Annotated in this window: 32 protein-coding genes; 20 read left to right on the forward strand and 12 right to left on the reverse strand. The window is 69.4% G+C overall.

Features of this window, described 5'->3' with window-relative positions:
• Positions 1-19: 19 nt before the first annotated feature.
• Positions 20-1,654 carry a hypothetical protein gene (locus VFQ64_RS04410; protein WP_325102076.1) on the reverse strand — a complete coding sequence of 545 codons (1,635 nt, stop codon included), beginning with the start codon at positions 1,652-1,654 and terminating at the stop codon, positions 20-22.
• Positions 1,655-1,780: 126 nt separating this feature from the next.
• Positions 1,781-3,025 carry an amidohydrolase family protein gene (locus tag VFQ64_RS04415; protein WP_325102077.1) on the reverse strand — a complete coding sequence of 415 codons (1,245 nt, stop codon included), beginning with the start codon at positions 3,023-3,025 and terminating at the stop codon, positions 1,781-1,783.
• A 171-nt stretch (positions 3,026-3,196) separates the two neighbouring features.
• On the opposite strand from VFQ64_RS04415, the gene sppA reads away from it, so the two are divergent.
• The gene (gene sppA, locus VFQ64_RS04420) at positions 3,197-5,068 is read left to right on the forward strand and encodes a signal peptide peptidase SppA (protein WP_325102078.1); all 1,872 of its coding nucleotides are present in this window, start codon (positions 3,197-3,199) and stop codon (positions 5,066-5,068) included.
• Between the two features lie 13 nt (positions 5,069-5,081).
• Positions 5,082-5,642, forward strand: a complete 561-nt coding sequence (locus VFQ64_RS04425; RefSeq protein WP_325102079.1) for a GNAT family N-acetyltransferase — start codon at positions 5,082-5,084, stop codon at positions 5,640-5,642.
• Positions 5,643-6,154: 512 nt separating this feature from the next.
• On the opposite strand, the gene VFQ64_RS04430 is transcribed toward VFQ64_RS04425, so the two are convergent.
• Together VFQ64_RS04430 and VFQ64_RS04435 are read right to left on the reverse strand one after the other, a co-directional pair.
• Positions 6,155-6,781, reverse strand: a complete 627-nt coding sequence (locus VFQ64_RS04430; protein WP_325102080.1) for a trimeric intracellular cation channel family protein — start codon at positions 6,779-6,781, stop codon at positions 6,155-6,157.
• A gap of 519 nt (positions 6,782-7,300) precedes the next feature.
• The gene (locus VFQ64_RS04435) at positions 7,301-7,480 is read right to left on the reverse strand and encodes a hypothetical protein (RefSeq protein ID WP_325102081.1); all 180 of its coding nucleotides are present in this window, start codon (positions 7,478-7,480) and stop codon (positions 7,301-7,303) included.
• A 457-nt stretch (positions 7,481-7,937) separates the two neighbouring features.
• Here VFQ64_RS04435 and VFQ64_RS04440 point away from each other — a divergent pair, with 457 nt between their 5' ends.
• Positions 7,938-8,249 (forward strand): glycine zipper 2TM domain-containing protein, encoded by a 312-nt coding sequence (locus VFQ64_RS04440; RefSeq protein WP_325102082.1) that lies wholly within the window; start codon positions 7,938-7,940, stop codon positions 8,247-8,249.
• Positions 8,250-8,311: 62 nt separating this feature from the next.
• Here the strand turns inward: VFQ64_RS04440 and VFQ64_RS04445 are convergent, their stop codons facing one another.
• Entirely contained in the window at positions 8,312-8,533 is a 222-nt protein-coding gene (locus VFQ64_RS04445; RefSeq protein ID WP_325102083.1) for a hypothetical protein, read from the reverse strand.
• Between the two features lie 60 nt (positions 8,534-8,593).
• Here VFQ64_RS04445 and VFQ64_RS04450 point away from each other — a divergent pair, with 60 nt between their 5' ends.
• Genes VFQ64_RS04450 through VFQ64_RS04480 form a run of 7 tightly spaced genes read left to right on the forward strand, consistent with a single transcriptional unit; the run spans position 8,594 to position 12,961 of the window.
• Complete coding sequence (locus tag VFQ64_RS04450) at positions 8,594-9,331, forward strand: hypothetical protein (RefSeq protein ID WP_325102084.1); 738 nt, start codon at positions 8,594-8,596, stop codon at positions 9,329-9,331.
• A gap of 44 nt (positions 9,332-9,375) precedes the next feature.
• Complete coding sequence (crcB, locus tag VFQ64_RS04455) at positions 9,376-9,738, forward strand: fluoride efflux transporter CrcB (protein ID WP_325102085.1); 363 nt, start codon at positions 9,376-9,378, stop codon at positions 9,736-9,738.
• Positions 9,735-10,844 carry an RluA family pseudouridine synthase gene (locus tag VFQ64_RS04460; protein ID WP_325102086.1) on the forward strand — a complete coding sequence of 370 codons (1,110 nt, stop codon included), beginning with the start codon at positions 9,735-9,737 and terminating at the stop codon, positions 10,842-10,844. Before crcB ends, VFQ64_RS04460 begins: the two co-directional genes overlap by 4 nt.
• Positions 10,844-11,413 carry an FMN-binding negative transcriptional regulator gene (locus VFQ64_RS04465; protein ID WP_325102087.1) on the forward strand — a complete coding sequence of 190 codons (570 nt, stop codon included), beginning with the start codon at positions 10,844-10,846 and terminating at the stop codon, positions 11,411-11,413. The genes VFQ64_RS04460 and VFQ64_RS04465 overlap by 1 nt, the downstream gene beginning before the upstream one ends.
• The gene (locus VFQ64_RS04470) at positions 11,410-12,063 is read left to right on the forward strand and encodes an HAD-IA family hydrolase (RefSeq protein ID WP_325102088.1); all 654 of its coding nucleotides are present in this window, start codon (positions 11,410-11,412) and stop codon (positions 12,061-12,063) included. The genes VFQ64_RS04465 and VFQ64_RS04470 overlap by 4 nt, the downstream gene beginning before the upstream one ends.
• The gene (locus VFQ64_RS04475; protein WP_325102089.1) at positions 12,060-12,272 is read left to right on the forward strand and encodes a hypothetical protein; all 213 of its coding nucleotides are present in this window, start codon (positions 12,060-12,062) and stop codon (positions 12,270-12,272) included. The genes VFQ64_RS04470 and VFQ64_RS04475 overlap by 4 nt, the downstream gene beginning before the upstream one ends.
• Complete coding sequence (locus VFQ64_RS04480) at positions 12,269-12,961, forward strand: ATP12 family chaperone protein (protein WP_325102090.1); 693 nt, start codon at positions 12,269-12,271, stop codon at positions 12,959-12,961. The genes VFQ64_RS04475 and VFQ64_RS04480 overlap by 4 nt, the downstream gene beginning before the upstream one ends.
• Positions 12,962-12,983: 22 nt before the next feature.
• Here the strand turns inward: VFQ64_RS04480 and gmk are convergent, their stop codons facing one another.
• The 4 genes from gmk to VFQ64_RS04500 form a co-directional block, all read right to left on the reverse strand.
• Positions 12,984-13,634, reverse strand: a complete 651-nt coding sequence (gene gmk / locus VFQ64_RS04485) for a guanylate kinase (protein ID WP_325102091.1) — start codon at positions 13,632-13,634, stop codon at positions 12,984-12,986.
• A 41-nt stretch (positions 13,635-13,675) separates the two neighbouring features.
• A complete protein-coding gene (locus tag VFQ64_RS04490; RefSeq protein WP_325102092.1) occupies positions 13,676-13,873 on the reverse strand; it encodes a hypothetical protein in 198 nt (65 codons plus the stop codon).
• Positions 13,874-14,047: 174 nt separating this feature from the next.
• Positions 14,048-15,436: a class II fumarate hydratase gene (fumC, locus tag VFQ64_RS04495; RefSeq protein ID WP_325102093.1), complete on the reverse strand. Its 1,389-nt coding sequence runs from the start codon at positions 15,434-15,436 to the stop codon at positions 14,048-14,050.
• Between the two features lie 168 nt (positions 15,437-15,604).
• The gene (locus VFQ64_RS04500; RefSeq protein WP_325102094.1) at positions 15,605-16,090 is read right to left on the reverse strand and encodes an SspB family protein; all 486 of its coding nucleotides are present in this window, start codon (positions 16,088-16,090) and stop codon (positions 15,605-15,607) included.
• Positions 16,091-16,163: 73 nt separating this feature from the next.
• Between VFQ64_RS04500 and hisB the strand changes: the two genes are divergently transcribed.
• From hisB to VFQ64_RS04540, 8 genes are all read left to right on the forward strand, one after another.
• Complete coding sequence (gene hisB, locus VFQ64_RS04505; protein ID WP_325102095.1) at positions 16,164-16,751, forward strand: imidazoleglycerol-phosphate dehydratase HisB; 588 nt, start codon at positions 16,164-16,166, stop codon at positions 16,749-16,751.
• Entirely contained in the window at positions 16,748-17,353 is a 606-nt protein-coding gene (gene hisH, locus VFQ64_RS04510) for an imidazole glycerol phosphate synthase subunit HisH (protein ID WP_325102096.1), read from the forward strand. Before hisB ends, hisH begins: the two co-directional genes overlap by 4 nt.
• A gap of 4 nt (positions 17,354-17,357) precedes the next feature.
• On the forward strand, positions 17,358-18,092 hold the full coding sequence (gene hisA / locus VFQ64_RS04515) for a 1-(5-phosphoribosyl)-5-[(5-phosphoribosylamino)methylideneamino]imidazole-4-carboxamide isomerase (RefSeq protein ID WP_325102097.1): 735 nt from the start codon (positions 17,358-17,360) through the stop codon (positions 18,090-18,092).
• Between the two features lie 126 nt (positions 18,093-18,218).
• Positions 18,219-18,986, forward strand: coding sequence for an imidazole glycerol phosphate synthase subunit HisF (hisF, locus tag VFQ64_RS04520; protein ID WP_325102117.1), 768 nt, complete (start codon positions 18,219-18,221; stop codon positions 18,984-18,986).
• A gap of 112 nt (positions 18,987-19,098) precedes the next feature.
• Entirely contained in the window at positions 19,099-19,254 is a 156-nt protein-coding gene (locus VFQ64_RS04525) for a hypothetical protein (RefSeq protein WP_325102098.1), read from the forward strand.
• A gap of 31 nt (positions 19,255-19,285) precedes the next feature.
• Positions 19,286-19,612, forward strand: coding sequence for a phosphoribosyl-ATP diphosphatase (locus VFQ64_RS04530; protein ID WP_325102099.1), 327 nt, complete (start codon positions 19,286-19,288; stop codon positions 19,610-19,612).
• A 13-nt stretch (positions 19,613-19,625) separates the two neighbouring features.
• Complete coding sequence (locus tag VFQ64_RS04535; protein WP_325102100.1) at positions 19,626-20,003, forward strand: histidine triad nucleotide-binding protein; 378 nt, start codon at positions 19,626-19,628, stop codon at positions 20,001-20,003.
• A gap of 82 nt (positions 20,004-20,085) precedes the next feature.
• Positions 20,086-21,645, forward strand: coding sequence for an amino acid permease (locus VFQ64_RS04540; protein WP_325102101.1), 1,560 nt, complete (start codon positions 20,086-20,088; stop codon positions 21,643-21,645).
• A 43-nt stretch (positions 21,646-21,688) separates the two neighbouring features.
• Here the strand turns inward: VFQ64_RS04540 and VFQ64_RS04545 are convergent, their stop codons facing one another.
• Positions 21,689-22,684 carry an adenosine kinase gene (locus VFQ64_RS04545; RefSeq protein WP_325102102.1) on the reverse strand — a complete coding sequence of 332 codons (996 nt, stop codon included), beginning with the start codon at positions 22,682-22,684 and terminating at the stop codon, positions 21,689-21,691.
• Between the two features lie 68 nt (positions 22,685-22,752).
• Here VFQ64_RS04545 and VFQ64_RS04550 point away from each other — a divergent pair, with 68 nt between their 5' ends.
• Positions 22,753-23,133: a hypothetical protein gene (locus tag VFQ64_RS04550; protein WP_325102103.1), complete on the forward strand. Its 381-nt coding sequence runs from the start codon at positions 22,753-22,755 to the stop codon at positions 23,131-23,133.
• 76 nt (positions 23,134-23,209) lie between these two features.
• Here the strand turns inward: VFQ64_RS04550 and VFQ64_RS04555 are convergent, their stop codons facing one another.
• Both VFQ64_RS04555 and queG read right to left on the reverse strand, forming a co-directional pair.
• Positions 23,210-23,353 (reverse strand): lmo0937 family membrane protein, encoded by a 144-nt coding sequence (locus VFQ64_RS04555; RefSeq protein ID WP_325102104.1) that lies wholly within the window; start codon positions 23,351-23,353, stop codon positions 23,210-23,212.
• Between the two features lie 11 nt (positions 23,354-23,364).
• On the reverse strand, positions 23,365-24,522 hold the full coding sequence (gene queG / locus VFQ64_RS04560; protein ID WP_325102105.1) for a tRNA epoxyqueuosine(34) reductase QueG: 1,158 nt from the start codon (positions 24,520-24,522) through the stop codon (positions 23,365-23,367).
• Between the two features lie 45 nt (positions 24,523-24,567).
• Between queG and VFQ64_RS04565 the strand changes: the two genes are divergently transcribed.
• Positions 24,568-25,146: ABC transporter ATP-binding protein (locus VFQ64_RS04565; RefSeq protein WP_414712860.1), on the forward strand; the 579-nt coding region annotated here is incomplete at its 3' end.

The raw sequence follows: 25,146 nt of genomic DNA on the forward strand, positions 1-25,146 counted from the left end.
TGCGGGCCGAGGCGTGGCCTCAGCGGCCCTGGCAGGCGAAGTAGACCGAGCTGAACAGTGGCGGGCCGAACTCCTGTCGCGCCGGGTCGGCGGCACGGATCGTCGAGCGGTCGGCAGCACTGGCCTCCTGCGCGACGAGGTTGATGCAGGCCACGCCCGACGGCGTGCGCACGACGCCATTGATGAAGCGCATGTCCGAGCCGCCACGCTGGCGGATCGCGGCGGGTGCGTTCGCGGTCTGCAGGAAGGTGAAGTTGGCGAAGGTGGAGAAGGTGCGCGGCAGCAGGTCTTCGGCGAGATTCGAGTCGATCTCGGTCGAGAAGGAGTCGGCGGTCGCCCCCGATGCCTTCTGCGCGGCGATGATGAACTGCATGAAGCCGCGATAGCCGTTGTCGATGTCGAACCCGTCGTCGTCCGCGCCGGTCACCACGAAATAGCGGATGTTGGTCGTGCCGCCGAAGATTTCTACGCCGTCATCGGCCGAGTTGTGGCTCTGGATATGATCGATCGTCGTGCCGGTGCCGGTACCGCCGAGCGTCAGACCCTGGACCTCGTTACCGTCCGCCAGTGCAACGCCGGTAAAGCGGATTTGGACGTATTGCAGCGTACCGCTGTTGTCGGCGGCGTCGGGCCCGCCGTAAAAGCGGCTGGTCACGCCTTCGATGCCCAACTGACAGGTCGCCGACGAGCCGTTGGCGTTGTTCGGGCCGGTGCCCGCCGCGCACACCGCGGTCGGCGCCTGGCCGAGGACGATGACGCCGCCCCACTGGCCCTGCGTCGCATCGCCGACATTGTTGGCGGTCAGGTTCTGCTGCGAGGTGAAGATGATCGGCGCGGTGGCGGTGCCGACCGCGTTGATCCTCGCGCCGCGATTGACGATCAGGACGTCCGTCGTGGCTTCGGTGCTGTCGGCGGCGAGCGTCACGCCGGCCGCGATGTTCAGCACCGCCGCGCTGTCGGCGCCGGTCGTGCCGACATCGGTGCCGACCTCGGTCTGGCCACGGAAGCGGTAGACCACGCCCTGAATGCGCGGCAGCGTCAGCGTGCCGGTGATGAGCTGCGGCAGGCGGCAGACGCGGAAGGTCTGGACCAACCCGTCATCGGTCGTCCCCGCCGGGCAGGCAGCGGTCGAGCCGCCGGTGCCGATTGCGGGCACCGAAGCGCACGAGGTGGAGGTGCCGCCGAAGTTCGCCGCGCTCGAGTTGCAGGTCCAGTTCTGGAAGGCATTGTCCGTCGGACCGGACAGCGCGCCGACGAAATTCGTTGCCGTGAAGAAGTTGTTGATCGTGCTGGCGTTGCTCGCCGTGGTCAGCGACGTGGCGCTCGCCGGCGCGATCCCGGAGAGCATGCTGGCGGAGCCGTTGACGTTGTTGTTGGTGCCGGCATTGACGATCGCCAGCTGCTCGTCGGCGGTGATCGCGAAGGTCTGCCCGTCCGAGCGCGTCTGGCCCGAGGTCGAAGCGAACTGCCCGGCGGTGATCGCGGCGGGTGTCGGCGTCGCGGTCGCGGTGGGGGTCGGCGTCGGTGCCGGCGTGACGATGGTGACGCTGCCCGCCCCCGGCGAAGCGACGCTGTCGGCCCCGTCGCAGCCCGTCAGCACCAGCGCGGCGCTGCCCAGCAGCAACGTCGCACGCACGCGGTTGATGATCGCCATGATACCGAAACTCCCCGAATGTCCCTGCGGCCGACTCGGGTGCTCGCCCGCTGGCCATGGGGTGGGCGCTAGGGGCATCGTGTGACTCTCGCGTGGGAGTTTGGCGACAGGCCCGTGACGCTCGCGTTACGGTTCGATGACGACCGTGCCCCCTTTCATCACCAATCGGACCTGTCGCAGCGCGGCGATATCGCGCGACGGGTCGCCGGCGACCGCGACCAGATCGGCGGTCATGCCGGCGCGGACTCGCCCCACCCGCTCCGCCACCCGCAGCGCCCGCGCGTTGCCGCTGGTCGCCGCCTCCAGCACCGCGCGGGGCGCCATGCCCCAGGCGACCATCAGCTCCGCCTCCCGCGCGTTGTCGCCATGCGCGAAGACCCCTGCATCTCCGCCCAGGCACATCGCGACGCCGGCCGCGCGCGCCGCGTCGAACGCGGCGCGTTTGATCGCGACCCGCGCCGGCACCGGCGCCGCGCCGTTCCAGCCGGCATAGCGGCTGATCGCCTCGGTCGCCGCCAATGTCGGGCAATAGACGACGCCGCGCCGCTTCATCGATGCGAACACCGCCGGGGTGCCGCCGTCGCCATGCTCGATCGTATCCGCACCCGCCTCGACGGCGCGGCGCATGCCTTCGGGAGTCGAGGCATGCACGGCGACAGCCCGGCCGGAGTCGTGCGCCGTCTCCGCCGCCGCGCGCATCTCCGCGACGGTAAAGGTCGCGCTCGCCCCGGCGCTGCCGGCGATGCGGTAGTCAGCGTAGAGCTTCACCACGTCCGCGCCCTCGCCGATCTGCCGCCGAGCGACGCGGCGGACCTCTTCCGGCCCGGACGCCTCCTCCGCTCCCTGCGGGACAGGAAAAGCATAGCCGCGTGGCCCATAGGTGCCGGTCGCGACGATGGCGCGGCCGGCGATCAGCAGCCGCGGCCCGGGCACCACGCCCTGGTCGATCGCGCGCTTCAGCCCCTCGTCGGCGTCCCCAGCCCCCTCCGTGCCGAGATCGCGCACGGTGGTGAAGCCCGCCCGCAGCGTCGCCCGCGCCGCCGCCACCGCCCGCGCCGTGCGCAGCGCCACGGGCTCCTTCAGCACCTGATCGTTCCAGCTCGTCTCGTTGTAGGGGTGGAGGAACAGGTGGACGTGCGCGTCGATCAGCCCCGGCATCAGCGTCGCGTCAGGCAGGTCGAGCATGGTCGCCCCGGCCGGCGCAGCGATCGAGGGTCCCGCGGCGACTATCCGATTGCCGGTCACCAGCACCTGCCAACCGGTATGCATCGTCTCACCATCGAAGACGCGAGCCGGGCGGAGGAGGGTGGATCGCTCCTGCGCCGCCAGCGGCGAGGCGAGAAGGGCGAGCAGCAGGGGAAGAAGGCGCATGTCGCTGTGTGGTGCATCGCCCGCCGGCCGCCAAGCTCCGCGGCAATCCTGTCCTCCAAAAGGATAGCAACTGGGCTCGGCCCTCGCCGGGGTGGATACGGCGCGCGGAGCCGGAAGCGTATTGCTCAACCATGACACTTCCGGCTAAGCCATTCGCCGAAGGAGACTCCCGTGAAGCTGGTTCGTGGTGCCTGGAAATTGCTGGTCGGGATCAAGGATGGCCTGGTGCTCGTCGCCATGCTCCTGTTCTTCGGCATCTTGTTCGCGGCGCTCTCCGCGCGGCCGGGATCGAAGCCGATCGGCGACGGCGCGTTGGTGCTGAAACTCGACGGCGCGATCGTCGAGCAGCCCGCCGACATGGACCCGTTCGCAGCGCTGTCCGGCCAGCCGGTCGGGCGCGAATACCGGCTGCGCGACGTGCTCCGCGCCATCGACGCCGCGCGCAGCGACGACCGCGTCAAGGCGATCGTGGTCGATCTCGACGCGTTCGGCGGCGGTTATCCGGCGGTAGTCGGCGAGGTCGGCGCCGCACTGAAACGCGCGCGCGACGAGGGCAAGAAGCCGGTGCTCGCCTATGCCACCGCCTATGGCGATGCCGCCTACCGCCTCGCCTCCAACGCGTCCGAGATCTGGATGCACCCGATGGGCGGGACGCTGTTCGCCGGCCCCGGCGGCTCACAGCTGTTCTACAAGGGCCTGATCGATCGCCTCGGCGTCAATGCCCACGTCTATCGCGTCGGCAAGTACAAGTCCTTCGTCGAACCCTATACCCGGACCGACCAGAGCCCGGAGTCGCGCGAAGCCAGCCAGGCTCTGACCGGCACCCTGTTCGCGCAGTGGCAGGACGGCGTCCGCGCCGCGCGCCCCAAGGCACGGTTCGCGGCCTATCTGACGCAGCCCGACCAGGTCGTGCAGGCGAGCGGCGGCGATATCGCGCAGGCGAACCTGCGTGACGGCATCGTCGACAAGCTCGGCGACCGCACCGCCTTCGGCCGCCGCGTGGCGGCGCTGGCGGGCAGCGACGGCGCCAAGCCCGCGGGCAACTTCACCACCATCCGCTACGCCGACTGGATCGCCGCGCATCCGCTCTCCACAGACGGCGACGCGATCGGAGTGCTGACCGTCGCGGGCAACATCGTCGACGGCAAGGGCGGACCCGGCACCGCGGCGGGCGATACGATCAGCAAGGCGATGCTCGACGGGCTCGCCAAGAAAAAGCTGAAGGCGCTGGTCGTGCGCGTCGATTCGCCCGGCGGCTCGGCGCTCGCGTCCGAGCAGATCCGGCTGGCGGTGCTGGAGGCGAAGAAGCAGAAGCTGCCGATCGTCATCTCGATGGGTGGGCTCGCCGCATCGGGCGGATATTGGGTGGCGACCGCAGGCGATACCATCTTCGCCGAGCCCAATACGATCACCGGCTCGATCGGCATCTTCGGCATCATCCCGACTTTCGAGAAGACGCTCGCCAAGATCGGGGTCACCAGCGACGGGGTGAAGACCACCCCACTGTCGGGCCAGCCGGACGTGATCGCGGGCACCAACCCGGTACTCGACGCGGTGCTGCAGTCGGGCATCGAGAACGGCTATCGCCAGTTCCTCTCCCGCGTCGCGGCCGCGCGCAAGATGACGCCGCAGCGCGTGGACGAGATCGGCCAGGGCCGGGTCTGGGACGGCGGCACCGCCCGTCAGCTCGGACTGGTCGATCGCTTCGGCACCCTCTCCGACGCGATCGCCGAGGCCGCCCGCCGCGCCGGGATCAAGGGCACCGACTATCACGCCGTGTACCTCGAAAAGGAGCCCGGCTGGGCGGCGCAGCTCGCGTCGAGCTTCAACGACGAGGAGGAGGGGACGAGCGGCGACGTATTCGCGCAGGTCGCGACCGCACAGCGCCAGCTTTTTGCCCGCGCATCGGGCGACATGAAGCGGCTGGCGTCCGCCGGCTCGATCCAGGCGAGCTGCCTGGAATGCGGCGGCTTCGGTCCCGTCACGGCGGTGCCGTCCGACGCGCGGCTCCTGGACGTGCTGTTGGCGCGGTTCGGCCTGTGATGGCAGCGAGAACGTGATCGCGATCCGACCGGCGACGGCGGCGGACGCGGCGGCGATCACCGCGATCTACGCGCCGCATGTGCTGGTCGGCGTCGCTTCGTTCGAGACCGCCCCGCCCCACGCGCCAACGATGGCCCGGCGGATGGCGGCATCGGACGGGCTCTACCCGTGGCTGGTCGCCACCCAAGGAGAAGAAAGCGGCGGCGTCATCGCCTATGCCTATGCGAGCGCCTTCGCCGAGCGCGAGGCGTATCGCTGGGCAGTGGAGACCACGGTCTACGTTGCCGACGCGGCGCAGCGGCAGGGGGCGGGACGGCTGCTGTACGGGGCGCTGGTCGACACGCTGCGCGCGCAGGGCTTCACCCAGGCGATCGGCCGCATCGCCCTCCCCAACGAAGGCTCGATCGCGCTGCACGAGGCGGTCGGCTTCCGCCGCGCGGGCGTGTTCCGCGAGGTCGGCTGGAAGCACGGCCGCTGGATCGACGTCGACCTGTGGCAATGCGAACTGGGGGAGCCCACCAGTCCGCCGGCCGAGCCGCGGCGGTTCGCGGAGGTGGGGTTGGTGCGGGGGTGAGGGGCTGGGCTTGTGTCTGATTGTGGTGATAGCCGACATTGCTCGCGGAGGTGCGATGCGCCAGCTTAACCGCATGAACCGCGGCTCAGTAATACTCGTTTTTCTCCTCGCGATCCTGCCGAGTGGGTGTGATCGAGCGACGACAACTTACGCCGCGAGTTGCTCAACGCCGCTCGCTCATTGGGGGCGGGAGAAGGACGGTGTCGGGCATTTGCGAGTGGTCCAGCCCGTCTACGTCGGCTCCGACGGCTCCATCCTCTGGAACAAGGCCGTTATCTCTGACACGACGCTGCGACGATACATGTATCAGATGAGCAGCTTGAACCCAAATCCGCAAGCTGTGCTCGACGCGTCTCCTAGCGCGTCGTGCAACCGGGTGGGAGCAGTTCGCGCTATCATGGATGCCGCTCCAATGTGCAAAGGTCCGCACTCGCTTTGCAGTGAGGGCTGGAACTGGCGGCAATGGCCCGAACTTGGCGGTCCCTAACGTCGGCGATTAGGCGTTAGCTACCTCACCGCCGCCCCCGATAAGCCGGCAGCTTCAACCCCCACCGCAACGCCGCCGCACGCAGCGCGAACCCCGCAGCCGCGCCGATCACCGCCGCGTCCGCCACCGGCACCCCCAGCAGCACCAGCGCGACATAGCTCCCCGCCGCCAGCGCCGCCGCCGTGACGTACAGCTCCGGCCGCATCAGGATCGACGGCTCGCCCGCGAGCACGTCGCGGATGATGCCGCCGACGCACGCCGTCACCACCCCCATCACCGCCGCCGGCACCGGCGGCACGCCGAAGCCCAGCGCCTTGCTCGCACCGAACACGGCATAGGCGGCGAGCCCCACCGCGTCGAACCAGTCGAGCGCCTCCCCCTTCCACCACCGCTCGGGCGTCAGCCAGATCACCAGCGCCACGGCCAGGCACACCGCCGCCGCGCGCTCGTCGCGCACCCAGAACACCGGCGCGCCGATCAGCAGGTCGCGCACCGTGCCGCCGCCGACGCCGGTGATCAGCGCGAAGAAGGCGAGCGTCACGAAGGTCTGCCCCCGCTTCGCCGCCGCCAGCGCGCCGGACGCGGCAAACACCGCGAGGCCGGCGAGGTCGAGCCAAGGGCCGAGCGCGGGGATGGGGAGCGGGAGGGGCATCGCGGAGACTGTAGCGCGGCATCAGGGTACGTGAAATCAACTACCTCCGTTCGCCCTGAGCGAAGTCGAAGGGCACAAGCGGCCAAGGTGCTTCGACTTCGCTCAGCACGAACGGTGATCTTCGAGCGCGGCAGGTATAGAGAATGGCGAGCAGAAAATGCGCGCGGGCCTCAAACCCATCTTCCCCGGCGAAAGCCGGTGCCCAGTTGCTGTGCGCGAACTGGAGTAAGGTATCGCAGCGTCCAATCAGCGGCACATCGCAGCGGCAAAGGCTCTCCTGAGCGCCTGCCTTGCAGGCAGCCGAAGGGCCGCGTCGTCGAAGCTCGCGTGCCGCGAGCCCGGCCGTGCTTGCGCATCTCGTGGCGAGCTACGCTGGCCGCGTGCGCGCCGCGCAAAAAAGGGGCCGGCCTTTCGGCCGACCCCCTCTCGTCGCCGCGCCTTGCATCCGCTGGGGAACCGCAGCCGAAGCTGTTGGCACCCTGCGCCCTGCCGGTTTCGGCGGCAGACCGGCCCGACCTCTCACCGCGAACGGTGCCGTCCAGACCTGCCCTGTTCGGTCACCGGGGCGGCGATCTCGATGTAGTCGCCCGAAAGCGACGCCTTCGCATCCACCGGCCACGGCGGCCTGCTCCACCGATCGCGTCCGAAGACCCGATCCGCTTCGCCGTTCGTCACCATCCGCTTGCCCGACCTCCGCATCCGGCTCGATCCCGAAGAAACCAGCCATCCGCGCCTGCCGTGCCGCTTGCCTGGCGACCCGCCTTGCCTCCACCCGACCGTAAACGGCCCGGCGTCCTCGCCGCGGTTCGGTGATGCCTTCCCTGCCCCTCGTCGCCGTCACCGCTTGCACGGTTGGCGCCGGAGGAACGCTACGAGCATCCCCGCCTGCCTTGCCCGCCTTCGGACCACCTCGCGGCATCCGCAGCCTCTGCCCGGCAGCACCGGCGTTCCACTCCGCTCCGAAGAGCCTCGTCGTCCGCCTGCCCAAACAAAGTCTCACGAGTTCCGAGTCGCGCAAAGCGGCATCGGGGCGACCCGCCTGTGAATAACGTGGACAATTAACGCGGGTTAGCCGCGACGTTGTTTTACGTTCATGAAACCGCGCTCGCCGGCGGTACGTTACGGTCCCAGATCATTTCACACGGGAGTATGTAGCATGCGTAAACTGATCCTGGGCCTCAGCGCCTTCGCCGTCGCCATCCCGTCGGTGGCGGTCCTGCCCGCGGCCAGTGCCGACGCGCAGCGCTACAAGTATCGCGAGTGGCGCGGCAAGGACGGGCGCACCTATTGCCGCAAGTCGAACGGCACCACTGGCCTGATTGTCGGCGGCGTCGGTGGCGCGCTGGTCGGCCGCACGATCGACACCGGCGGTGACCGCACGATCGGCACGCTCGGCGGTGCCGCGCTGGGTGCACTCGCCGGCCGCGCGATCGAGCGTGAGACCAGCAGGCCGCGCCGCTGCCGTTGATCACTGTCTGACCTGATCGTCACGGAGAGGGCGTCGCGAGTGATCGCGGCGCCCTTTTCGCGTCAGATCACGCCGCCGCCGATCATCAGCCGCAGCCCAAACACGACCAGCAGCACCAGATTGAGATTGCGCCCCGAATTGCTCGACGACATCGCGCCCAGCGCTAGCCCGACCACCCCGATCGGCAGCACGAGCCAGTTGAGCCAGCCCAGGAAGGGGATGAAGGCTACCAGCCCCAGCGCCAGGGTGACGAGGCCGATCAGCAGCGAGAAGATGTTCAGCATCACCGATATGTGGCCCGGCGAGCCTCAGGCCGCAACTCTCCTCACCAAAGCTTTACCCGCGTGCGTTACGGCGACGAGATGCGCTTCACCCTTGCCCTGCTTCTCCTCCTCGCCGCCTGCAACGCCGCGCCACAAAGCCAGCAGCAGGATCTCGACGCGCTCGATCGCGAGCTGAGCGACGCCAACAGCGCTGGCAATGCCCGCGATCCTGCGATCGCCGACGCGCTCGCGGGCCAGATCATGGTCGATCCGAACCTCGCCCAATCGTCCAATGCCAACGCGGTTGGCCCGGCCACCCGCCCCGATTCGGGCGCGATGCCGCTCGACATCGCCGGTCCCGATCCGGTCGATCCGGCGACCCTGAAGCGCGCACCCGCCGCCACCGGGAACTGTCCGCAATGCACCGTCAAGGCACAGGCATTGACGCTCGGCGCCCTCGCCGGCCAGCAACCGGGTGCGAAGGGCTGCGCGACGGTCAGCTACTCGGCCCGTTGGGCCAACCGCCTGCCCGCCGACCTGCCCCTCTACCCCGATGCCCGCGTCATCGAGGCGGCCGGCAACGCGCAAGGATCCTGCCGCTTGCGCGTCGTCAGCTTCGCCAGCAGCGCCGCGCCGACCAAGCTGATCGACTGGTATTATACCCGCGCCACCGCCGCCCGTTATTCGGCGGAGCACCGGGCCGACGGCGGGATGCGGGTGCTCGGCGGCAGCCGCGGCGGCGATGCGTACATCGTCTATGTCACCCCCCGCCCCGGCGGCGGTTCCGACGTGGATCTGGTCAGCAACGCCGGGACCTGAGCCCGCGGGGTGACGCGGCAAGCGATTGCCGGTAGGGCTCGGCCATGTCCCTCCTCCTCGTCATGTTCGGCGGCGCGCTCGGCGCCGGCGCGCGCTATCTGGTCGCCCGCGCCACTCCGGAAGCCTGGGCGCCCGGCGCGACGCTCGCCGTCAACTTGACCGGTGGCCTGCTGATGGGCTGCCTGTTCGCGGTCCTCGCGCGCACGCAGGCGGCCGAGCCGTGGCGCTTGTTCCTCGGCGTCGGCGTGCTCGGCGGCTTCACCACCTTCTCCGCTTTCTCGCTGGATGCCGTGACGCTGGCGCAGCGCGGCGAGCTGCTGACGGCGGCCGGTTACGTTCTCGCCAGCGTCGTCGGCTCGATCGCCGCGCTCCTCGCCGGTCTGACGCTCGTCAGGGTCGCGGCATGAGCGACGCCGTCCGCCTGTTCACCGTCGGCTTCGACGACGACGGCATCCGTCTGGACCGTTGGTTCAAGCGGCATCTGCCCGAGACCAGCTTCACCACTGTCGCCAAATGGGCGCGCACCGGCCAGCTGCGTGTCGACGGCTCCCGCGCGACGCCCGGCGACCGCATCATCGCCGGCCAGCAGCTCCGCGTCCCCCCGCCCGAGCCGGTGCGCGAGGATGCCCCCGCCGAGCGCGAGCGGGCGCCGCTGACCCCCGACCAGATCGCCTTTGCCCAGGAGATGGTGATCCACCGCGATCCGCAGGCGCTGGTGCTCAACAAGCCGCCGGGCCTCGCGACGCAGGGCGGCACCAAGACGGTCGAGCACGTCGACGGCCTGCTTGACGCGCTGACCGATGAAGCAGCCAGCCGGCCCAAGCTCGTCCACCGCCTCGACAAGGATACCAGCGGCGCCCTGCTCGTCGCCCGCACCAGCCGCGCCGCCGCCTTCTTCGCCAAGACCTTTTCGGGCCGCACCGCCAAGAAGGTCTATTGGGCACTGATCGTCGACGTGCCCTCGATCGAGGACGACATGGTCGAGCTGCCCATCGCCAAACAGCCCGGCACCGGTGGCGAGAAGATGCATGTCGACGAGGAGAACGGCCAGTCCGCGCGCACCCGCTATCGCGTCATCGAGCGCGCCGGCAATCGTTGCGCCTGGGTCGAGCTCCAGCCCTTCACCGGCCGCACCCACCAGCTCCGCGTCCACATGGCGGCGATCGGCCACCCGATCGTCGGTGACGGCAAATATGGTGGCCAGGCGTCGTTCCTGACCGGTGGCATCAGCCGCAAGATGCACCTCCACGCCCGTCGCATCCGCGTCGACCACCCCGACGGCGGCCAGATCGACGTCTCCGCCGAGCTCCCCACCCACTTCGCCGAGTCGCTCGCCACGCTCGGCTTTGAACAGATGCTCGGCGACCAGCTGCCGCTCGACGAGCAAGGTCCGCTAACGCGCTCGGACAAGAAGGAGGCGGCCAAGCAGCACGCCAAAACCGTCCGCAAGGCGCGCAAGGGCGAACGACGCGGGCGTGGCGCGGATCGCGCGGGCGAAGGGCGCAAGCGCTGATGCACCCCAATCCGGTGTTCAGGCCGGATGCGGCGACCGTGCTGGACCGCGCTGCCGCGATCGGCTTTGCGCATGTCTTCGCCGCCACCCCCGCCGGACCGATCGTCGCGCACGCGCCGTTGACGCGCCACGACGCCGAGCTGCGCTTCCACCTCGCGCGCAAAAATCGCCTCCACCCGCATCTGGACGGCGCGACCATGCTCGCGAGCATCGCCGCGCCCGATGGCTACGTCACCCCGAACTGGTACGAACTCCCCGGTAACCAAGTGCCGACGTGGAACTATATCGCGATCGAGATCGAGGGCGTGGCCCGCGCGCTTCCGGACGCGGCGCTGCTGGAGCACCTTGATCGTCTTGCCGACCTGCACGAACCCCGCCCTGGGCGGTGGACGCGGGCGAAGGCCGATCCGGCGGCGATCGCCACCATGCTCCGTGCTATCGGCGGCTTCGCGATCGACGTCAGCGCCATGCGCGGCACGGAAAAGCTCGCCCAGCACAAGGCCGCCGACGACCGCACCGGCATGGTCGCCGGCCTGCGCGCGCTCGCCGATGCGATGGAGCGCGCGTGAGCCGCCTCGCCATCTTCGACTGCGACGGCACACTGGTCGACAGCCAGGCCAACATCTGCCGCGCGATGGAAGAGGCCTTCGTCACCGCCGAACTGCCGCCGCCATCGCGGGTCGCCATCCGCCGCATCGTCGGGCTCAGCCTGGTCGAGGCGATGCATGCGCTGCTGCCGGACGCCCCGGACACGCAGCACCGCGCGCTGGCGAGCGGCTACAAGGACGCCTACCAGCGGCTGCGCGCGACCGCGTCGCTCGACGACGAACCGTTGTTCGAGGGCATCGCCGAGGTTCTCGCGACGTTGCGCGCGCAGGGCTGGCGGCTCGGCGTCGCTACCGGCAAGTCCGATCGCGGCCTCGCCCACGTTCTTGCGCGCCACGGCATCGCGGACCTGTTCGTCACCCTCCAGACCGCCGACCGCCATCCGTCCAAACCCGATCCCGCCATGCTCCACGCCGCGCTGGCGGAGGCGCGGGTGGAACCCCACATGGCCGCGATGATCGGCGACACCAGCTTCGACATGGCGATGGCGCGCGCTGGCGGGGTGCGCGCGGTGGGTGTCGCCTGGGGCTACCATTCGGTTGCCGAGCTCGCCGACGCGGGCGCGGACGTCATCGCGCAGTCGGCCGGTGATCTCCCCGGGCTCTTGGCATGACTGACGATCCCGCCAAGGGTCGCTGGCTGATGCTGGTGCTGGTCCGGCTCGCGGGCGCCGCCGGCGCTTTCTTCGGCCTGCTGCTGATCGGCCGCGCGCAGGCGCTGGAGCCCAAGCTGCTCGGCATGGCGATCGTCCTCTCCGCGCTGGTGATGATCGCCACCGTGCCGCGCGCGCTCGCGCGCCGCTGGCGGACACCGGAGCCGTGAAGCGGTTTTGGAAAGCGGTGACGGTCACGCCCGAGCGCGGCGTGGTGCTCGACGGTCGCCCGGTGCGCACTCCCGGCAAGGTGCTGCTCCAGCTCCCCAACGATGCACTGGCGCGGGCGGTTGCGGACGAATGGCGCAGCGTCGGCGAGACGGTCGATCCCCGCGCCATGCCGCTCACCGACCTCGCCAATGCCGCCATCGACCGCGTCGCACCCGACGCGCCCGCGTTCGCCGCAAGCCTCGGCCGCTACGCCGACAGTGACCTGCTCTGCTACCGCGCCGAGCTGCCCGAGCCGCTGGTGGAGCGGCAGGCCGCCGCCTGGGACCCGGTGATCGCCTGGGTCCGCGCGCGCTATGATGTTCACATCGAAGTCACCGCCGGCATCATCCACCGCCCCCAACCGCCGCTGACCCTGACCCGGCTCGGCGACGCGGTCGCCGCACTCGACCCCTTCACGCTGGCCGCCTGCGCGCCGATCGTGACCATCACCGGCTCGCTCCTGCTCTGCCTGGCGCTGATCGAGGGCGAGGTGAACGCCGATCAGGCGTGGTCCGCCGCGCATGTCGACGAGGACTGGCAGGCGGAGATGTGGGGTGACGACGCCCTGGCGACGAAGGCGCGCGCCAACCGGCGGGCTGAGTTCGATGCAGCGGTGCGGTTCATGCGATCGGCAAGCCAAGCTCGATAAGCTGAGCAACCGTCGAGTTGGTTTATCGCGTCAGCCCGCGGATGAACCCGATAAGCCCGGTCTGGCGCGACCGCTTCAGCCGCTCGGCCGCCAGGATCGTCTTCACCCCCGCGAAGCACCGCTCGACATCGTCGTTGACGAGCACATAGTCATAGCCGTCCCAATGGCTCACCTCGTTGGCCGCGCGCGACATGCGCGCGTCGATCACCTCGGCGGAGTCGGTGGCGCGGCGGCTGAGGCGCTGGTGCAGCTCTTCCATCGAGGGCGGCAGGATGAAGACGCGGACCACGTCGCCGCCGGCGATCTGGTGGAGCTGTTGCGCGCCCTGCCAGTCGATATCGAACAGCACGTCCTTGCCGCTCGACAGGATCGCGTCGACCGGCGCGCGCGGCGTGCCATAGCGATGACCGAAGACGTGCGCCCATTCCAGGAATGCATTGTCGGCGACCATCTCGCGGAACTGCTCGAGATCGACGAAATTATAGTCGCGTCCGTCCACCTCGCCCGGCCGGATCGGACGGGTGGTGGCGCTGACCGACATCTCCAGCTCCGGCTCTTCCGCCAGCAGCTTGCGCGCGATCGTCGATTTGCCCGCGCCGGATGGCGACGACAGCACGAACAGGACGCCACGGCGTTTGAAGCCGTGGGGGTCGTCGGGGGTGCGGGAGGGCATGGTCGCCTTTGACGCAGCCCCGCCCGCCGGGTCAACCCACGTTAACGCATGCGGCCCGCCCGGCGGCGGTCGAGCAGCTTCTTGGCCACATAAGCGCCGCCGAGGATCGTGCCGAACGGACCCATGCGCCGCAGCGCGGTCGCCGCCATGCCACCCATCATCGCGCCCTTGAAGCCGCCGCGTCCGTCACGCTGGTCGATCTCGCGCCCGACGAGTGCCCCGATTACCTTGCCGATCATGTGAAACTCCTTTCGCCGCACAGCGCGGGAGGCGTTGGTTGGTTCCACCTTCAGCAGCCGTCATGCTGAACTCGTTTCAGCATCCATGCGCGACGGCCCGCCTCACCGTGAAAGTGTCGCTTGTCAGACCGTCGCGCATGGACCCTGAAACGAGTTCAGGGTGACGGCTACGATTCACCTCCCGATCATCGTCTCCGGCCGCACCAAGCGGTCAAACGTCTCCGCATCGACCAGCCCCAGCTCCAGCCCCGCCTCCTTGAGCGTCAGCCCCTGCTCATGCGCATGTTTCGCGATCTTGGCCGAGTTGTCGTAGCCGATCTCCGGCGCCAGCGCCGTCACCAGCATCAGCGAGCGCCCGACCAGATCGGCGATCTGCCGCTCGTTTGCCTCGATCCCGTCGACACACCGTTCGGCGAAGCTGACCATTCCGACGCTCAACAGATGGATCGAGCGCAGCACGTTGGCGCCGATCAGCGGCATGAACACGTTGAGCTCGAAATGCCCCTGCATCCCGCCGACGGTCACCGCCTGATGATTGCCGACCACCTGGCCCGCCACCATCGTCAGGCTCTCGACCTGGGTCGGGTTGACCTTCCCCGGCATGATCGAGCTGCCGGGCTCGTTCGCCGGCAGCGACAGCTCGCCCAGCCCGGAGCGCGGGCCGGAACCGAGGAAGCGGATGTCGTTGGCGATCTTGTTCAGCGCCACCGCCAGCGTGCTCAGCGCGCCGGAGAAGAACACCAGCGCATCCTTGGCCGCGAGTTGCTCGAACTTGTTGGGCGCGGGCTCGAAGCGCGTGCCGGCGATGTCGGAGATCGCCGCCGACATATCCTCCGCCCAGCCTGCGGGTGCGTTGAGCCCCGTCCCCACCGCGGTGCCGCCGATCGCTGTGGTGCGCAGCCCGTCCGTCGCCGCCACGATCCGTGCGCGGCCGCTGGTCAGCTGCGCGGCATAGCCGCCGAACTCCTGCCCCAGCGTCAGCGGCGTCGCGTCCTGCGTGTGGGTGCGGCCGATCTTGACGATGTGCTCCCACGCTTCCGCCTTGGCGGCGAGCGAGGCGGTCAGCCGGTCGAGCGCCGGCAATAGCGCCTGCTCGGCCGCAAGCACGGTCGCAACGTGGAGCGCGGTCGGAAAGCTGTCGTTGGACGACTGGCTCATGTTGACATGGTCGTTGGGATGGACCGGCGACTTGCCGCCACGGGTGCCGCTCAGCACCTCGTTGGCGCGGCCGGCGATCACCTCGTTGACGTTCATGTTGGTCTGGGTGCCCGACCCGGTCTGCCAGATTACCAGCGGGAACTGCTCGTCGAGCTTGCCCGCGACGATCTCCGTCGCCGCCGCCTCGATCGCGTCCGCCACCTTGACGTCGAGCCCGTGGCGCCGGTTCACCCGCGCCGCCGCCTGCTTCACGATCGCCTGCGCCTGCACGATGCCGAGCGGCATCCGCTCGGTGAGGCCAAACGGGAAATTCTCGATCGAACGCTGCGTCTGCGCACCCCAATAGGCGCTGGCGGGCACCGCGATGGCGCCGATCGAGTCGGTTTCGGTGCGTGTGTCGGTCATTCGGCTTACCCTCGTCATGCTGAACTCGTTTCAGCATCCATGCGTGACGGAGCCACTAGCGGCGGCGTCACGGGTGTAAATCCCGTGACGTCGAACGGGAGCGCTTCGCTACCCGCCGGCCGCGCTGGCGCGAGTCAGCCGGACGTGGCCGGCTGCCGCGCCGGCGCATCATTTCTTCCGCTTGAAATCCACCGCGACCACGTTGGAGCCGTCCTCCACCGGCGTCACCGCCGCGCCGTCATTCTCGGCGGCGTCATGCTCGGTGGCGCCGTCGTCTGGCCCCTCCTGCGCTTGGAAACGGAGCTCGAAATTGACCGCTGGATCGTGGAAGCCGGTGATCGCCGCATAGGGGATGACCAGCTTCGACGGGATCTGGTTGAAGCTGAGGCCCACCGAGAACCGCTCGTCGTCGACCAGCAGGTCCCAATAGCGGTTCTGCAGCACGATGGTCATCTCGTCCGGGAAACGTTCGACCAGTCGGCGCGGGATGTCGACGCCGGGGTTCTGGGTCTTGAAGGTGATGTAGAAATGATGCTCGCCGGGCAGCCCGCCGCTCTCCGCCACCGTTCCCAGTACGCGGCCGACCACGGCGCGCAGGGCCTCCTGCACGATCTCGTCATAGGGGATCAGGCTGTCGGGCAGACCGTCGCTCATGCGCCCTTGGGTAGCGGGCTTTGATGCCCGGTCAAGGTTGCCCGCGCCGGAACCTGCGCTATGTGGCGCGACCATGCGGCAGGCGACCATCCAGCGAAACACGGCCGAAACCCGCATCGCGGTAACGGTGAACCTCGACGGCACGGGGGCGTACGACATCGCCACCGGCGTCGGCTTCTTCGACCACATGCTGGAGCAGTTGTCGCGCCATTCGCTGATCGACCTGCACGTGCGGACGCAGGGCGATCTGCACATCGACCAGCACCACACCGTCGAGGACACCGGTATCGCGATCGGCGAGGCGGTGGCCAAGGCGCTGGGCGAAAAGCGCGGCATCCGCCGTTACGGCGACGCGCTCAGCCCGATGGACGAGACGCTGACCCGCGTCGCGCTCGACATCTCGGGCCGCCCCTGGCTCGTATGGAAGACCGCGTTCAGCCAGAAGCGGCTGGGCGAGATGGACACCGAGCTGTTCCAGCACTGGTTCCACAGCTTCGCGCAGGCGGGAGGCATCACGCTCCACGTCGAGACGCTCCACGGCGAGAACAATCACCACATCGCCGAGAGCGCTTTCAAGGGCTTGGCGCGCGCTCTTCGCATCGCGGTGGAGATCGACCCGCGCAAGGCGGACGCGATCCCGTCGACAAAAGGCGTGCTTTGACCCTCGCCCTGATCGACATCCAGTCGGGCAACCTTCATTCGGTCGAGAACGCGCTCCGCGCCGCCGGCTGCGACGACCTCCTCGTCACCGCCGACCCGGACGCGGTCCGCCGCGCCGATCGCATCGTCCTCCCCGGCGTGGGCGCGTTCGGCGCGTGCGCGGCCAATCTGCGCGCTGCCGACGGGCTGGAGGCGGCGCTCGCCGACGCAGCGCTGGAACGCGGGCGGCCCTTCCTGGGCATCTGCGTCGGCATGCAGCTGATGGCGGACGCCGGCGAGGAGCATGGCGAACATCGCGGCCTCGGCTGGATTGCGGGACGCGTCCGCCGGCTGGAGCCGGGCACGATGGCGGCCAAGGTGCCGCACATGGGCTGGAACGACGTCGTGCCCGCGGGCGACCACCCGCTGCTCGAACCCGGCGAGGCCTATTTCCTCCACAGCTACGCCTTCGAGGGCGAGGGCGTGCTGGCGACCACCGACCATGCCGGCCCGGTCACCGCCGCGATCGGCCGCGACACGCTGCTCGGCGTCCAGTTCCACCCCGAGAAGAGCCAGCGCTACGGCGTGGCGCTGCTCGAACGTTTTCTGAAGTGGCGGCCCTAACTTCATGGCGTTGATCGTCTTTCCGGCTATCGATCTCAAGGCCGGCCAGGTCGTGCGCTTGGCGGAGGGCGATATGGACCGCGCCACCGTCTATGGCGACGACCCTGCCGCGCAGGCGATGCTGTTCGCCGATTCGGGCGCCGCGCATGTCCACGTTGTCGACCTTGACGGCGCGTTCGCGGGCCAGTCGGTCAACGGCGACGCCGTCCGCGCGATCGTCGAACGCTTCCCCGGCCACGTCCAGCTCGGCGGCGGCATCCGCACCCGCGACTCGGTCGAGCGCTGGTTCGACCTCGGCGTCGCCCGCGTCGTGATCGGCACCGCGGCGCTTGACGACCCCGACTTCGTCCGCGCCGCCGCGCGCGACTTCCCGGGCGGGATCGTCGTCGCGGTCGACGCGCGCGACGGTATGGTCGCGACCAAGGGCTGGGCGGACGTCTCGACCACCACCACGGTCGACCTCGCCCGCCGCTTCGAGGACGCCGGCGTCGCGGCGCTGTTGTTCACCGATGTCGGCCGCGACGGGCTGCTGAAGGGCTGCAACGTCGAGGCGACCGTCGACCTCGCCCGCGCGGTGGACATCCCGGTGATCGCCAGCGGTGGGGTGAAGGGGTTGGCCGACATCCACGTCCTCGCATTGCATGCCAAGGACGGTATCGAAGGCGTCATCACCGGCCGCGCGCTGTACGATGGTCGGCTCGACCTCGCGGCGGCGCTCAGCGTGGCGAGGGCGGTATAAACTCCCCTCCCGCTTGCGGGGGGAGCTACGAACCTCCCCCTCCCGCTTGCGGGAGGGGTTGGGGGAGGGCATGTCCGACGCGTGCCCACAGCCCCTCCCCTAACCCCTCCCGCAAGCGGGAGGGGAATACGCGCCCGCGTCATCCCCTGCCTCGACGTCGCCAACGGCCGCGTCGTCAAGGGCGTGAACTTCGTCTCACTCCGCGACGCCGGTGACCCGGTCGAGCAGGCCCGCGCCTATGACGCCGCCGGGGCAGACGAGCTGTGCTTCCTCGACATCTCCGCCACGCACGAGGGCCGCGGCACGCTGCTCGACATCGTCCGGCGCACCGCGGCGGTGTGCTTCATGCCGCTGACCGTCGGCGGCGGCGTGCGCTCGGCCGAGGACGCCCGCGCGCTGCTGCTGGCCGGCGCGGACAAGGTCGCGGTCAACTCCGCCGCGGTCGCCCGGCCCGAGCTGGTCGCCGACATCGCCGAGCGCTTCGGCAGCCAGTGCGTCGTCGGCTCGGTCGACGCGCGGCGCAGCGGGGAGCGCTGGGAGGTATTCACCCACGGCGGCCGCCGCCCGACCGGCATCGATGCGGTCGCGCATGCGGTCCATCTGGCACAGCTCGGCGCGGGCGAGCTGCTCGTGACCTCGATGGACCGCGATGGCACCCGCGACGGCTATGACCTGGCGCTCACCCGCGCAATCGCGGACCGGGTGAGCGTGCCGGTGGTGGCATCGGGCGGCGTCGGCACGCTCGACCACCTGGTTGCAGGCATCGCCGACGGCCACGCGTCCGCGGTGCTGGCGGCATCGATCTTCCACTTCGGCGAGGCAAGCGTCGCCGATGCCCACCGCGCGCTGGCCGCCGCCGGAGTCCCAGTACGGCGGCCGCTAACCCGGTGCTAACCGACCGCGGGTAGGACCCTCGTCACCCCGGCCCTGAGCCGGGGTCCCGCTGCCTTGGTTCGGGAGGACAAGCGGGACCCCGGGTCGAGCCCGGGGTGACGAAGGATTCGCGATGTACTCCTCTCTGACCGTCGCCCACGGCCACACCGGCGTCGTCGCCCCGCGCACGGGTCCCGAACTATCCGACCTCGCGCTGTTCGCCGTCGCGGTAGCCGCGGTCTGGTTCGTCCGCCGCGCGCTGCGGAAGCGCTTCGCGCGCAAGGATTGACCCCCCGCCCCCGCTCCGGCAGCGAGCGGGCGTGACCGACGACATCCTCGACCGCCTCCAGGCCACGATCGCAAGCCGGCGCGGCGCGCCAGAAGCCAAGGGCGCCAGCTACACCGCCCAGCTCTTCGCCCGCGGCCGCTCCCGCATCGCGCAGAAACTGGGCGAGGAGGCGATCGAGACCGTGATCGCCGCCTGCGGTGACGACCCGGCGAAGATCGTGCCCGAGGCGGCTGACCTGCTTTATCACCTCCTGGTCCTCCTCGCCGACGCGGGGCTGACGCTGGAGGATGTCCGCGCCGAATTGGAACGGCGCGAGGGCACGGGTGGGCTCGCCGAAAAGGCCGCGCGAACCCTCTGATCCGGAGAGTGCCATGCCCATCGACGCCACCCTGCCCTACGACGACCAGAACATCTTTGCCCGCCTCCTGCGCGACGAGATCCCGTCCCGGCGCGTGTACGAGGACGATTGGGCCGTCGCCTTCCACGACATCGCGCCCGCCGCGCCGGTGCACATCCTGGTTATCCCGCGCGGGTCCTATGTCTCTTGGGACGACTTCTCCGCCCGCGCGAGCGCCGACGAGATCGCCGGGTTCGTCCGTGCGGTCGGCCATGTCGCGCGCGCGCAGGGCCTGGTCGAACCCGGCTACCGCCTGCTCGCCAACACCGGGCCGCATGGCGGGCAGGAGGTGCCGCACCTCCATGTCCACCTGTTCGGCGGCGCCCCTCTGGGCATGATGCTGGCGCGATAAGGGATTGCGCCAAGGCGCTTAGCCGCTAGGTTCCCCGGTCATATATCAGGCGGGCCGGGTGGAGCTCGTTCGGGGAGATTGCATGCAGTTCTCGCGCACCAAGTCTATCGATGCGATTCTGGCGACCGCCAAGAAGAAGGCGCTGCATCGCACGCTGGGGGCATTCCAGCTGACGCTGTTCGGCATAGGTTGCGTGATCGGTACCGGCATCTTCGTGCTGACCGCTGCCGGGGCACAGAAGGCCGGACCGGGTCTGATGCTCGCCTTCGCCATCGCCGGCGCGATCTGCATCGTCGCCGCGCTCTGCTATGCGGAGATCGCGTCGATGCTGCCGGTGGCCGGCTCCGCTTATACTTACACCTATTCGGTCATGGGCGAGCTGCTCGCCTGGACGGTGGGTTGGGCACTGGTGCTCGAATATGCCGTCGCCGCCAGCGCAGTGTCGGTCGGCTGGTCGGGCTACTTCAGCGGTACGATCCTGAACGAATTTTTCGGGATACAATTGCCGGCCTGGCTGGCAGCTGGTCCGCTCGCGCTGGGCGGTGCGCCGGGCGGCCTCGTCAACCTGCCCGCCGTGATCATAGCGCTGCTCGTCACCTGGCTGCTGATGATCGGCACAAACGAATCCGCAAAGGTCAACGCGGTTCTGGTTGCGATCAAGGTGACTGCGCTCACCGCATTCATCATTCTGACGCTTCCATCGGCCGAGCTGGCCAACTTCAATCCCTTCCTGCCTGCGGGCGTCTTCGGTGGCTTCGGCTCCGGGGTCGGCGCGGTCGGTGCGGCGGCGACGATATTCTTCGCCTATGTCGGTTTCGACGCGGTCTCGACTGCCGCGGAGGAAACCAAGAATCCCCAGCGCAACGTGCCGATCGGACTGATCGGCTCGCTCCTGTTCTGCACCATCTTCTACATTCTCGTTGCCGCTGGCGCGGTCGGCACGATCGGTGGGCAGCCGATCGTGGGGCCTGGCGGCATCCCTTTCCCCGCTGGTTCGGAACTGTTGGCGCAGCAATGCGCGCTGCCGCAACATGCCGAGAAGCTGGTATGCTCGAACGAAGCGCTGGCCCACGTGCTGCGCCAGATCGGCTTCGGTACGATTGGCAACCTGCTCGGTATCGCAGCCTTTGTCGCACTGCCGTCCGTGATTCTGATCCTGCTGTTCGGGCAAACGCGCATCTTCTTCGTGATGTCGCGCGACGGCCTGCTGCCGGAAGGACTGTCGAAGATCCATCCGAAGTGGAAGACCCCTTACGTGGTCACCGCAATCACCGGCGGCGTCGTCGCTTTCGCGGCGGCATTCCTTCCGGTCGGCCAGCTCGCCGATATCGCCAACGCCGGGACGCTCTATGCCTTCATGATGGTCGCGATCGCGGTGATGATGCTGCGCCGGTCGGAACCCGACCGCGAGCGTTCGTTCAGGACGCCGGCATTGTGGTTGGTCGGCCCGCTGACGATCGCGGGCTGCATCTTCCTGTTCCTGAACCTGCCGTTCGAGGCGATGATCGTGCTTCCCGCCTGGGCAGCTGTCGGCCTGGTGATCTATTATCTCTACGGCTATCGCCATAGCAACGTGGCTAAAGGCATCGTCGAGGTGGTCGACCTCGACGATCTTGAGCCGGAGGTACCCGGCACGCATTGATGGGCCGGGGACACTCCTTTCAAGCGAGTGTCCCCGGATTAACTCAGGCCAGCGATCCCGCCAGCGTCTTCAGATCCGCAACCGGGCGCGGCCCCATATGGCCGATGCACTCCGCCGCGCAGATCGCGCCGAGACGCAGCGAGTCGCCCAGGCTGCGCCCCTGCACCTGCCCGTGCAGGAAGCCCGCCGCGAACAGGTCGCCCGCGCCGGTCGTATCCACGACCGCATCGACGCGCTCCGCGGTCACGGTCGTCCGCTCGCCACCCGCGATCGCCATCGCCCCCTCCGGCCCGAGCGTCACGACGAGCAGCGGGACCTTCGGCGCGAGCGCCGCGATCGCGGCCTCCAGATCGTCGGTCTGCGCCAGCGAGATCAGCTCGGCGTCGTTGGCGAACAGCAGGTCGATCAGCCCGCCATCGATCAGCTCGTGGAAGGCGGCGCGGTGACGGTCGATCACGAACTCGGCCGACAGCGTGAACGCGACCTTGCGCCCCGCCGCCCGCGCGACGTCGATCGCCGCGCGCATGGCGGCGCGCGGCTCCTCGGGATCCCAGAGATAGCCTTCGAGGTACAGATAGGCGCTGTCGGCGATCAGCTGCCGGTCTAGCGCTTCGGCGGGCAGATAATGCGACGCACCAAGAAAGGTGTTCATCGTCCGCTGCCCGTCGGGCGACACGAAGATCAGGCAGCGGCCGGTGGTCGGCGCGCCGGGCCGCGCGTCGGTGTCATAGCGGATGCCGGCCGCGCGGATGTCGTGCGCGAACACCTGCCCCAGCTGATCGTCCGCGACCTGGCCGATGAAGCCGCAGGTCGAACCGAGTGCCGCCAGTCCGGCAATGGTGTTCGCCGCCGAGCCGCCCGACACCTCCTGCCCCGGTCCCATCTTCGCATAGAGCGCGTCGGCCTCCTCCGGCGAGAAGACGAGCTGCATCTGCCCCTTGGTCATGCCGTTGGCGGCGATGAAGGCGTCGTCGGCGCGCGCCAGGATGTCGACGATGGCATTGCCGATCGCGACCACGTCGTAACGGGCTTGGGTCAAGATGAACTCCGATTTGGGGAAAGCGCGCGCTCTAGCGGCCGGGCGCGCGGCGCGATAGTCGCAGGCCGATGAGCAAGACGGCATGGGCGGGCGCAGCGGCGCTGGGACTGGCGGCCTGCACGGGCGGTGTCGCGAAGCCGGGCGCGGTGGCCGCGCCGCCGGCGCGCTACACGGCGGTCGGGCTGGAGCGGGTAATCGGCCAGGATGCCGGCGGCCTCGTCCGGCTGTTCGGGCAACCGAACCAGGAGATGCGCGAAGGAACCGGTCGCAAGCTCCAGTTCGCGAGCGGCATATGCGTGCTCGACGCCTATCTGTACCCGAAGGGCAGCGACGCGCCGCGCGTCACCTGGCTCGACGCGCGCCAGCCCGACGGCCGCGCGATCGACCGTGCCAGCTGCGTCGCAGCGCTGACGCGGCGCGAGGGAGCGCCACCGTCACCCCGGCCTTGAGCCGGAGTCCATCTCACCGCGAGTGCAAGTGCCCGCGGCCCCATGGATGCCGGGTCAAGCCCGGCATGACGACACGCTAGACGCGGCGCCCGCGGAACAGCTGCACCAGGCCGACGATCAGAGCGACCACCAGCAACAGGTGAATCAATCCGCCGCCTACCGAGCCGAGGAACCCGAGCAGCCACAGGACGAGCAGGATCAGAACAACGGTCCAGAGCATGGCTTGGCCTTTCACGCGGACAATGATGCAGGCTCAACGCGGATCGTATCGCCAGCGTTCCATTCCGCACGGACCTGCTCGTCGGGCTCTGTCGGCAGGCGCGCTATGCGTTCCCGCTGCCATGCCGACGGATCGAGCCGGCCCAGCGCCCACACCGCCGCGCCCCGCACCACCGCCACCGGATCGTCCAGCAACGCCTGCACTGGCCCGGCGAGCCCCGCGTCGCCACTGTTGCCGGCCGCCACCGCCGCATTGCGCACGAAGCGGTCCCGCCCGATCCGCTTGATCGGCGAGCCGGAGAAGACCTGCCGGAATGCGGCATCGTCCAGCTGAAGCAGGTCGCTCAGCGCCGGTGCGGTCAGTTCCGCGCGCGGGTGGAACGCGATCTGGGCGTGTGCCGCGGCGGCGAACTTGTTCCACGGGCACACCGCAAGGCAATCGTCGCAGCCATAGATGCGGTTGCCGATCGCGCTCCGGAACTCGGCCGGAATGGGTCCGGCATGCTCGATCGTCAGATAGGAAATGCAGCGCCGCGCATCGAGCCGATAGGGCGCGGGGAAGGCCTCGGTCGGGCACGCGCGCAGGCACGCGTTGCACGAGCCGCAGGTCGAGACCTTCGCGGCATCGGGCGCGAGATCGAGTGTGGTGTAGATCGCGCCCAGGAACAGCCAGCTGCCGTGCTCGCGGCTGACCAGGTTGGTATGCTTGCCCTGCCAGCCCAGCCCCGCCGCCTCGGCCAGCGGCTTCTCCATCACCGGCGCGGTGTCGACGAAGACTTTCAGGTCACACCCGGCCTCCACCGCAAGCCAGCGGCCGAGCGCCTTCAGCTGCCGTTTGACCACATCGTGATAGTCGCTCCCCTGCGCATAGACCGAGATGCGCCCCACCCCGCCCTCGCCCGCCAGCCGCAACGGGTCGGCGGCCGGCGCATAGCTCATGCCCAGCGAGACGACGGAGCGCACCTCCGGCCACAAGGCCGCCGGCGAGACGCGGTGGTGCGCGCGCTCCGCCATCCAGATCATGTCGCCGTGGCAGCCGTCCGCCAGCCATTGCCGCAGCCGCTCGCCGGCCTTCGGCGCAGAGTCGGCACGCGCGATCCCGCAGGCGGCAAAGCCCAGCTCCGCCGCTTTCTCCTTCAGCCGTTGTTCCAAAGGCTTGTCTTGCGTCACCCCCGCCCGCTACCACGCTCCGACCGAGCGGGGGTAGCGTTGAGCGTGCAGGATGAGTGGGCGATCACCGCCAAGGGCCTGATCAAGCGGTTCGGCGACCGCCGCGTCGTCGACGGTGTCGATATCCAGGTGCCGCGCGGCCGCATCTATGGCGTGCTCGGACCCAACGGCGCGGGCAAGACGACCACGCTGCGCATGCTGCTGGGCATCATCGAGCCCGACGGCGGCGAACGCACGCTGCTGGGCTGTGATCGACCGCGCGACGCCAGCGACCGCGTCGGCTACCTGCCCGAGGAGCGCGGATTGTACCCGGCAATGAAAGCCAAGGATGCGATCGCCTTCATGGGCGCGCTGCGCGGGCTGCCCTGGCGCACCGGTCGCGCGCGCGCGGTCGAACTGCTGGAGGGCGCGGGCCTTGGCCACGCGGTCGATACCAAGATCCGCAAGCTTTCGAAGGGCATGGCCCAACTGGTGCAGTTGCTCGGCTCCGTGGTGCACAAGCCCGATCTGCTGGTACTCGACGAGCCCTTCTCCGGGCTCGACCCCGTCAACCAGGAGGGGCTGGAGCGGCTGATCCTGGCCGAGCGCGACCGCGGTGCGACGGTCTTGTTCTCCACCCATGTC

This window comes from Sphingomonas sp. (assembly GCF_035714405.1).
Lineage (GTDB): Bacteria > Pseudomonadota > Alphaproteobacteria > Sphingomonadales > Sphingomonadaceae > Sphingomonas.

What these genes read in the sequence shown, in the direction of transcription:
- VFQ64_RS04410 (WP_325102076.1), bottom strand. Translation starts at nt 1,654, where the DNA reads ATGGCGATCATCAACCGCGTGCGTGCGACGTTGCTGCTGGGCAGCGCC.
- VFQ64_RS04415 (WP_325102077.1), bottom strand. Translation starts at nt 3,025, where the DNA reads ATGCGCCTTCTTCCCCTGCTGCTCGCCCTTCTCGCCTCGCCGCTGGCG.
- VFQ64_RS04430 (WP_325102080.1), bottom strand. Translation starts at nt 6,781, where the DNA reads ATGCCCCTCCCGCTCCCCATCCCCGCGCTCGGCCCTTGGCTCGACCTC.
- VFQ64_RS04435 (WP_325102081.1), bottom strand. Translation starts at nt 7,480, where the DNA reads ATGCGGAGGTCGGGCAAGCGGATGGTGACGAACGGCGAAGCGGATCGG.
- VFQ64_RS04440 (WP_325102082.1), top strand. Translation starts at nt 7,938, where the DNA reads ATGCGTAAACTGATCCTGGGCCTCAGCGCCTTCGCCGTCGCCATCCCG.
- VFQ64_RS04445 (WP_325102083.1), bottom strand. Translation starts at nt 8,533, where the DNA reads ATGCTGAACATCTTCTCGCTGCTGATCGGCCTCGTCACCCTGGCGCTG.
- crcB (WP_325102085.1), top strand. Translation starts at nt 9,376, where the DNA reads ATGTCCCTCCTCCTCGTCATGTTCGGCGGCGCGCTCGGCGCCGGCGCG.
- VFQ64_RS04460 (WP_325102086.1), top strand. Translation starts at nt 9,735, where the DNA reads ATGAGCGACGCCGTCCGCCTGTTCACCGTCGGCTTCGACGACGACGGC.
- VFQ64_RS04465 (WP_325102087.1), top strand. Translation starts at nt 10,844, where the DNA reads ATGCACCCCAATCCGGTGTTCAGGCCGGATGCGGCGACCGTGCTGGAC.
- VFQ64_RS04475 (WP_325102089.1), top strand. Translation starts at nt 12,060, where the DNA reads ATGACTGACGATCCCGCCAAGGGTCGCTGGCTGATGCTGGTGCTGGTC.
- gmk (WP_325102091.1), bottom strand. Translation starts at nt 13,634, where the DNA reads ATGCCCTCCCGCACCCCCGACGACCCCCACGGCTTCAAACGCCGTGGC.
- VFQ64_RS04490 (WP_325102092.1), bottom strand. Translation starts at nt 13,873, where the DNA reads ATGATCGGCAAGGTAATCGGGGCACTCGTCGGGCGCGAGATCGACCAG.
- fumC (WP_325102093.1), bottom strand. Translation starts at nt 15,436, where the DNA reads ATGACCGACACACGCACCGAAACCGACTCGATCGGCGCCATCGCGGTG.
- VFQ64_RS04500 (WP_325102094.1), bottom strand. Translation starts at nt 16,090, where the DNA reads ATGAGCGACGGTCTGCCCGACAGCCTGATCCCCTATGACGAGATCGTG.
- hisB (WP_325102095.1), top strand. Translation starts at nt 16,164, where the DNA reads ATGCGGCAGGCGACCATCCAGCGAAACACGGCCGAAACCCGCATCGCG.
- hisA (WP_325102097.1), top strand. Translation starts at nt 17,358, where the DNA reads ATGGCGTTGATCGTCTTTCCGGCTATCGATCTCAAGGCCGGCCAGGTC.
- VFQ64_RS04525 (WP_325102098.1), top strand. Translation starts at nt 19,099, where the DNA reads ATGTACTCCTCTCTGACCGTCGCCCACGGCCACACCGGCGTCGTCGCC.
- VFQ64_RS04535 (WP_325102100.1), top strand. Translation starts at nt 19,626, where the DNA reads ATGCCCATCGACGCCACCCTGCCCTACGACGACCAGAACATCTTTGCC.
- VFQ64_RS04540 (WP_325102101.1), top strand. Translation starts at nt 20,086, where the DNA reads ATGCAGTTCTCGCGCACCAAGTCTATCGATGCGATTCTGGCGACCGCC.
- VFQ64_RS04550 (WP_325102103.1), top strand. Translation starts at nt 22,753, where the DNA reads ATGAGCAAGACGGCATGGGCGGGCGCAGCGGCGCTGGGACTGGCGGCC.
- VFQ64_RS04555 (WP_325102104.1), bottom strand. Translation starts at nt 23,353, where the DNA reads ATGCTCTGGACCGTTGTTCTGATCCTGCTCGTCCTGTGGCTGCTCGGG.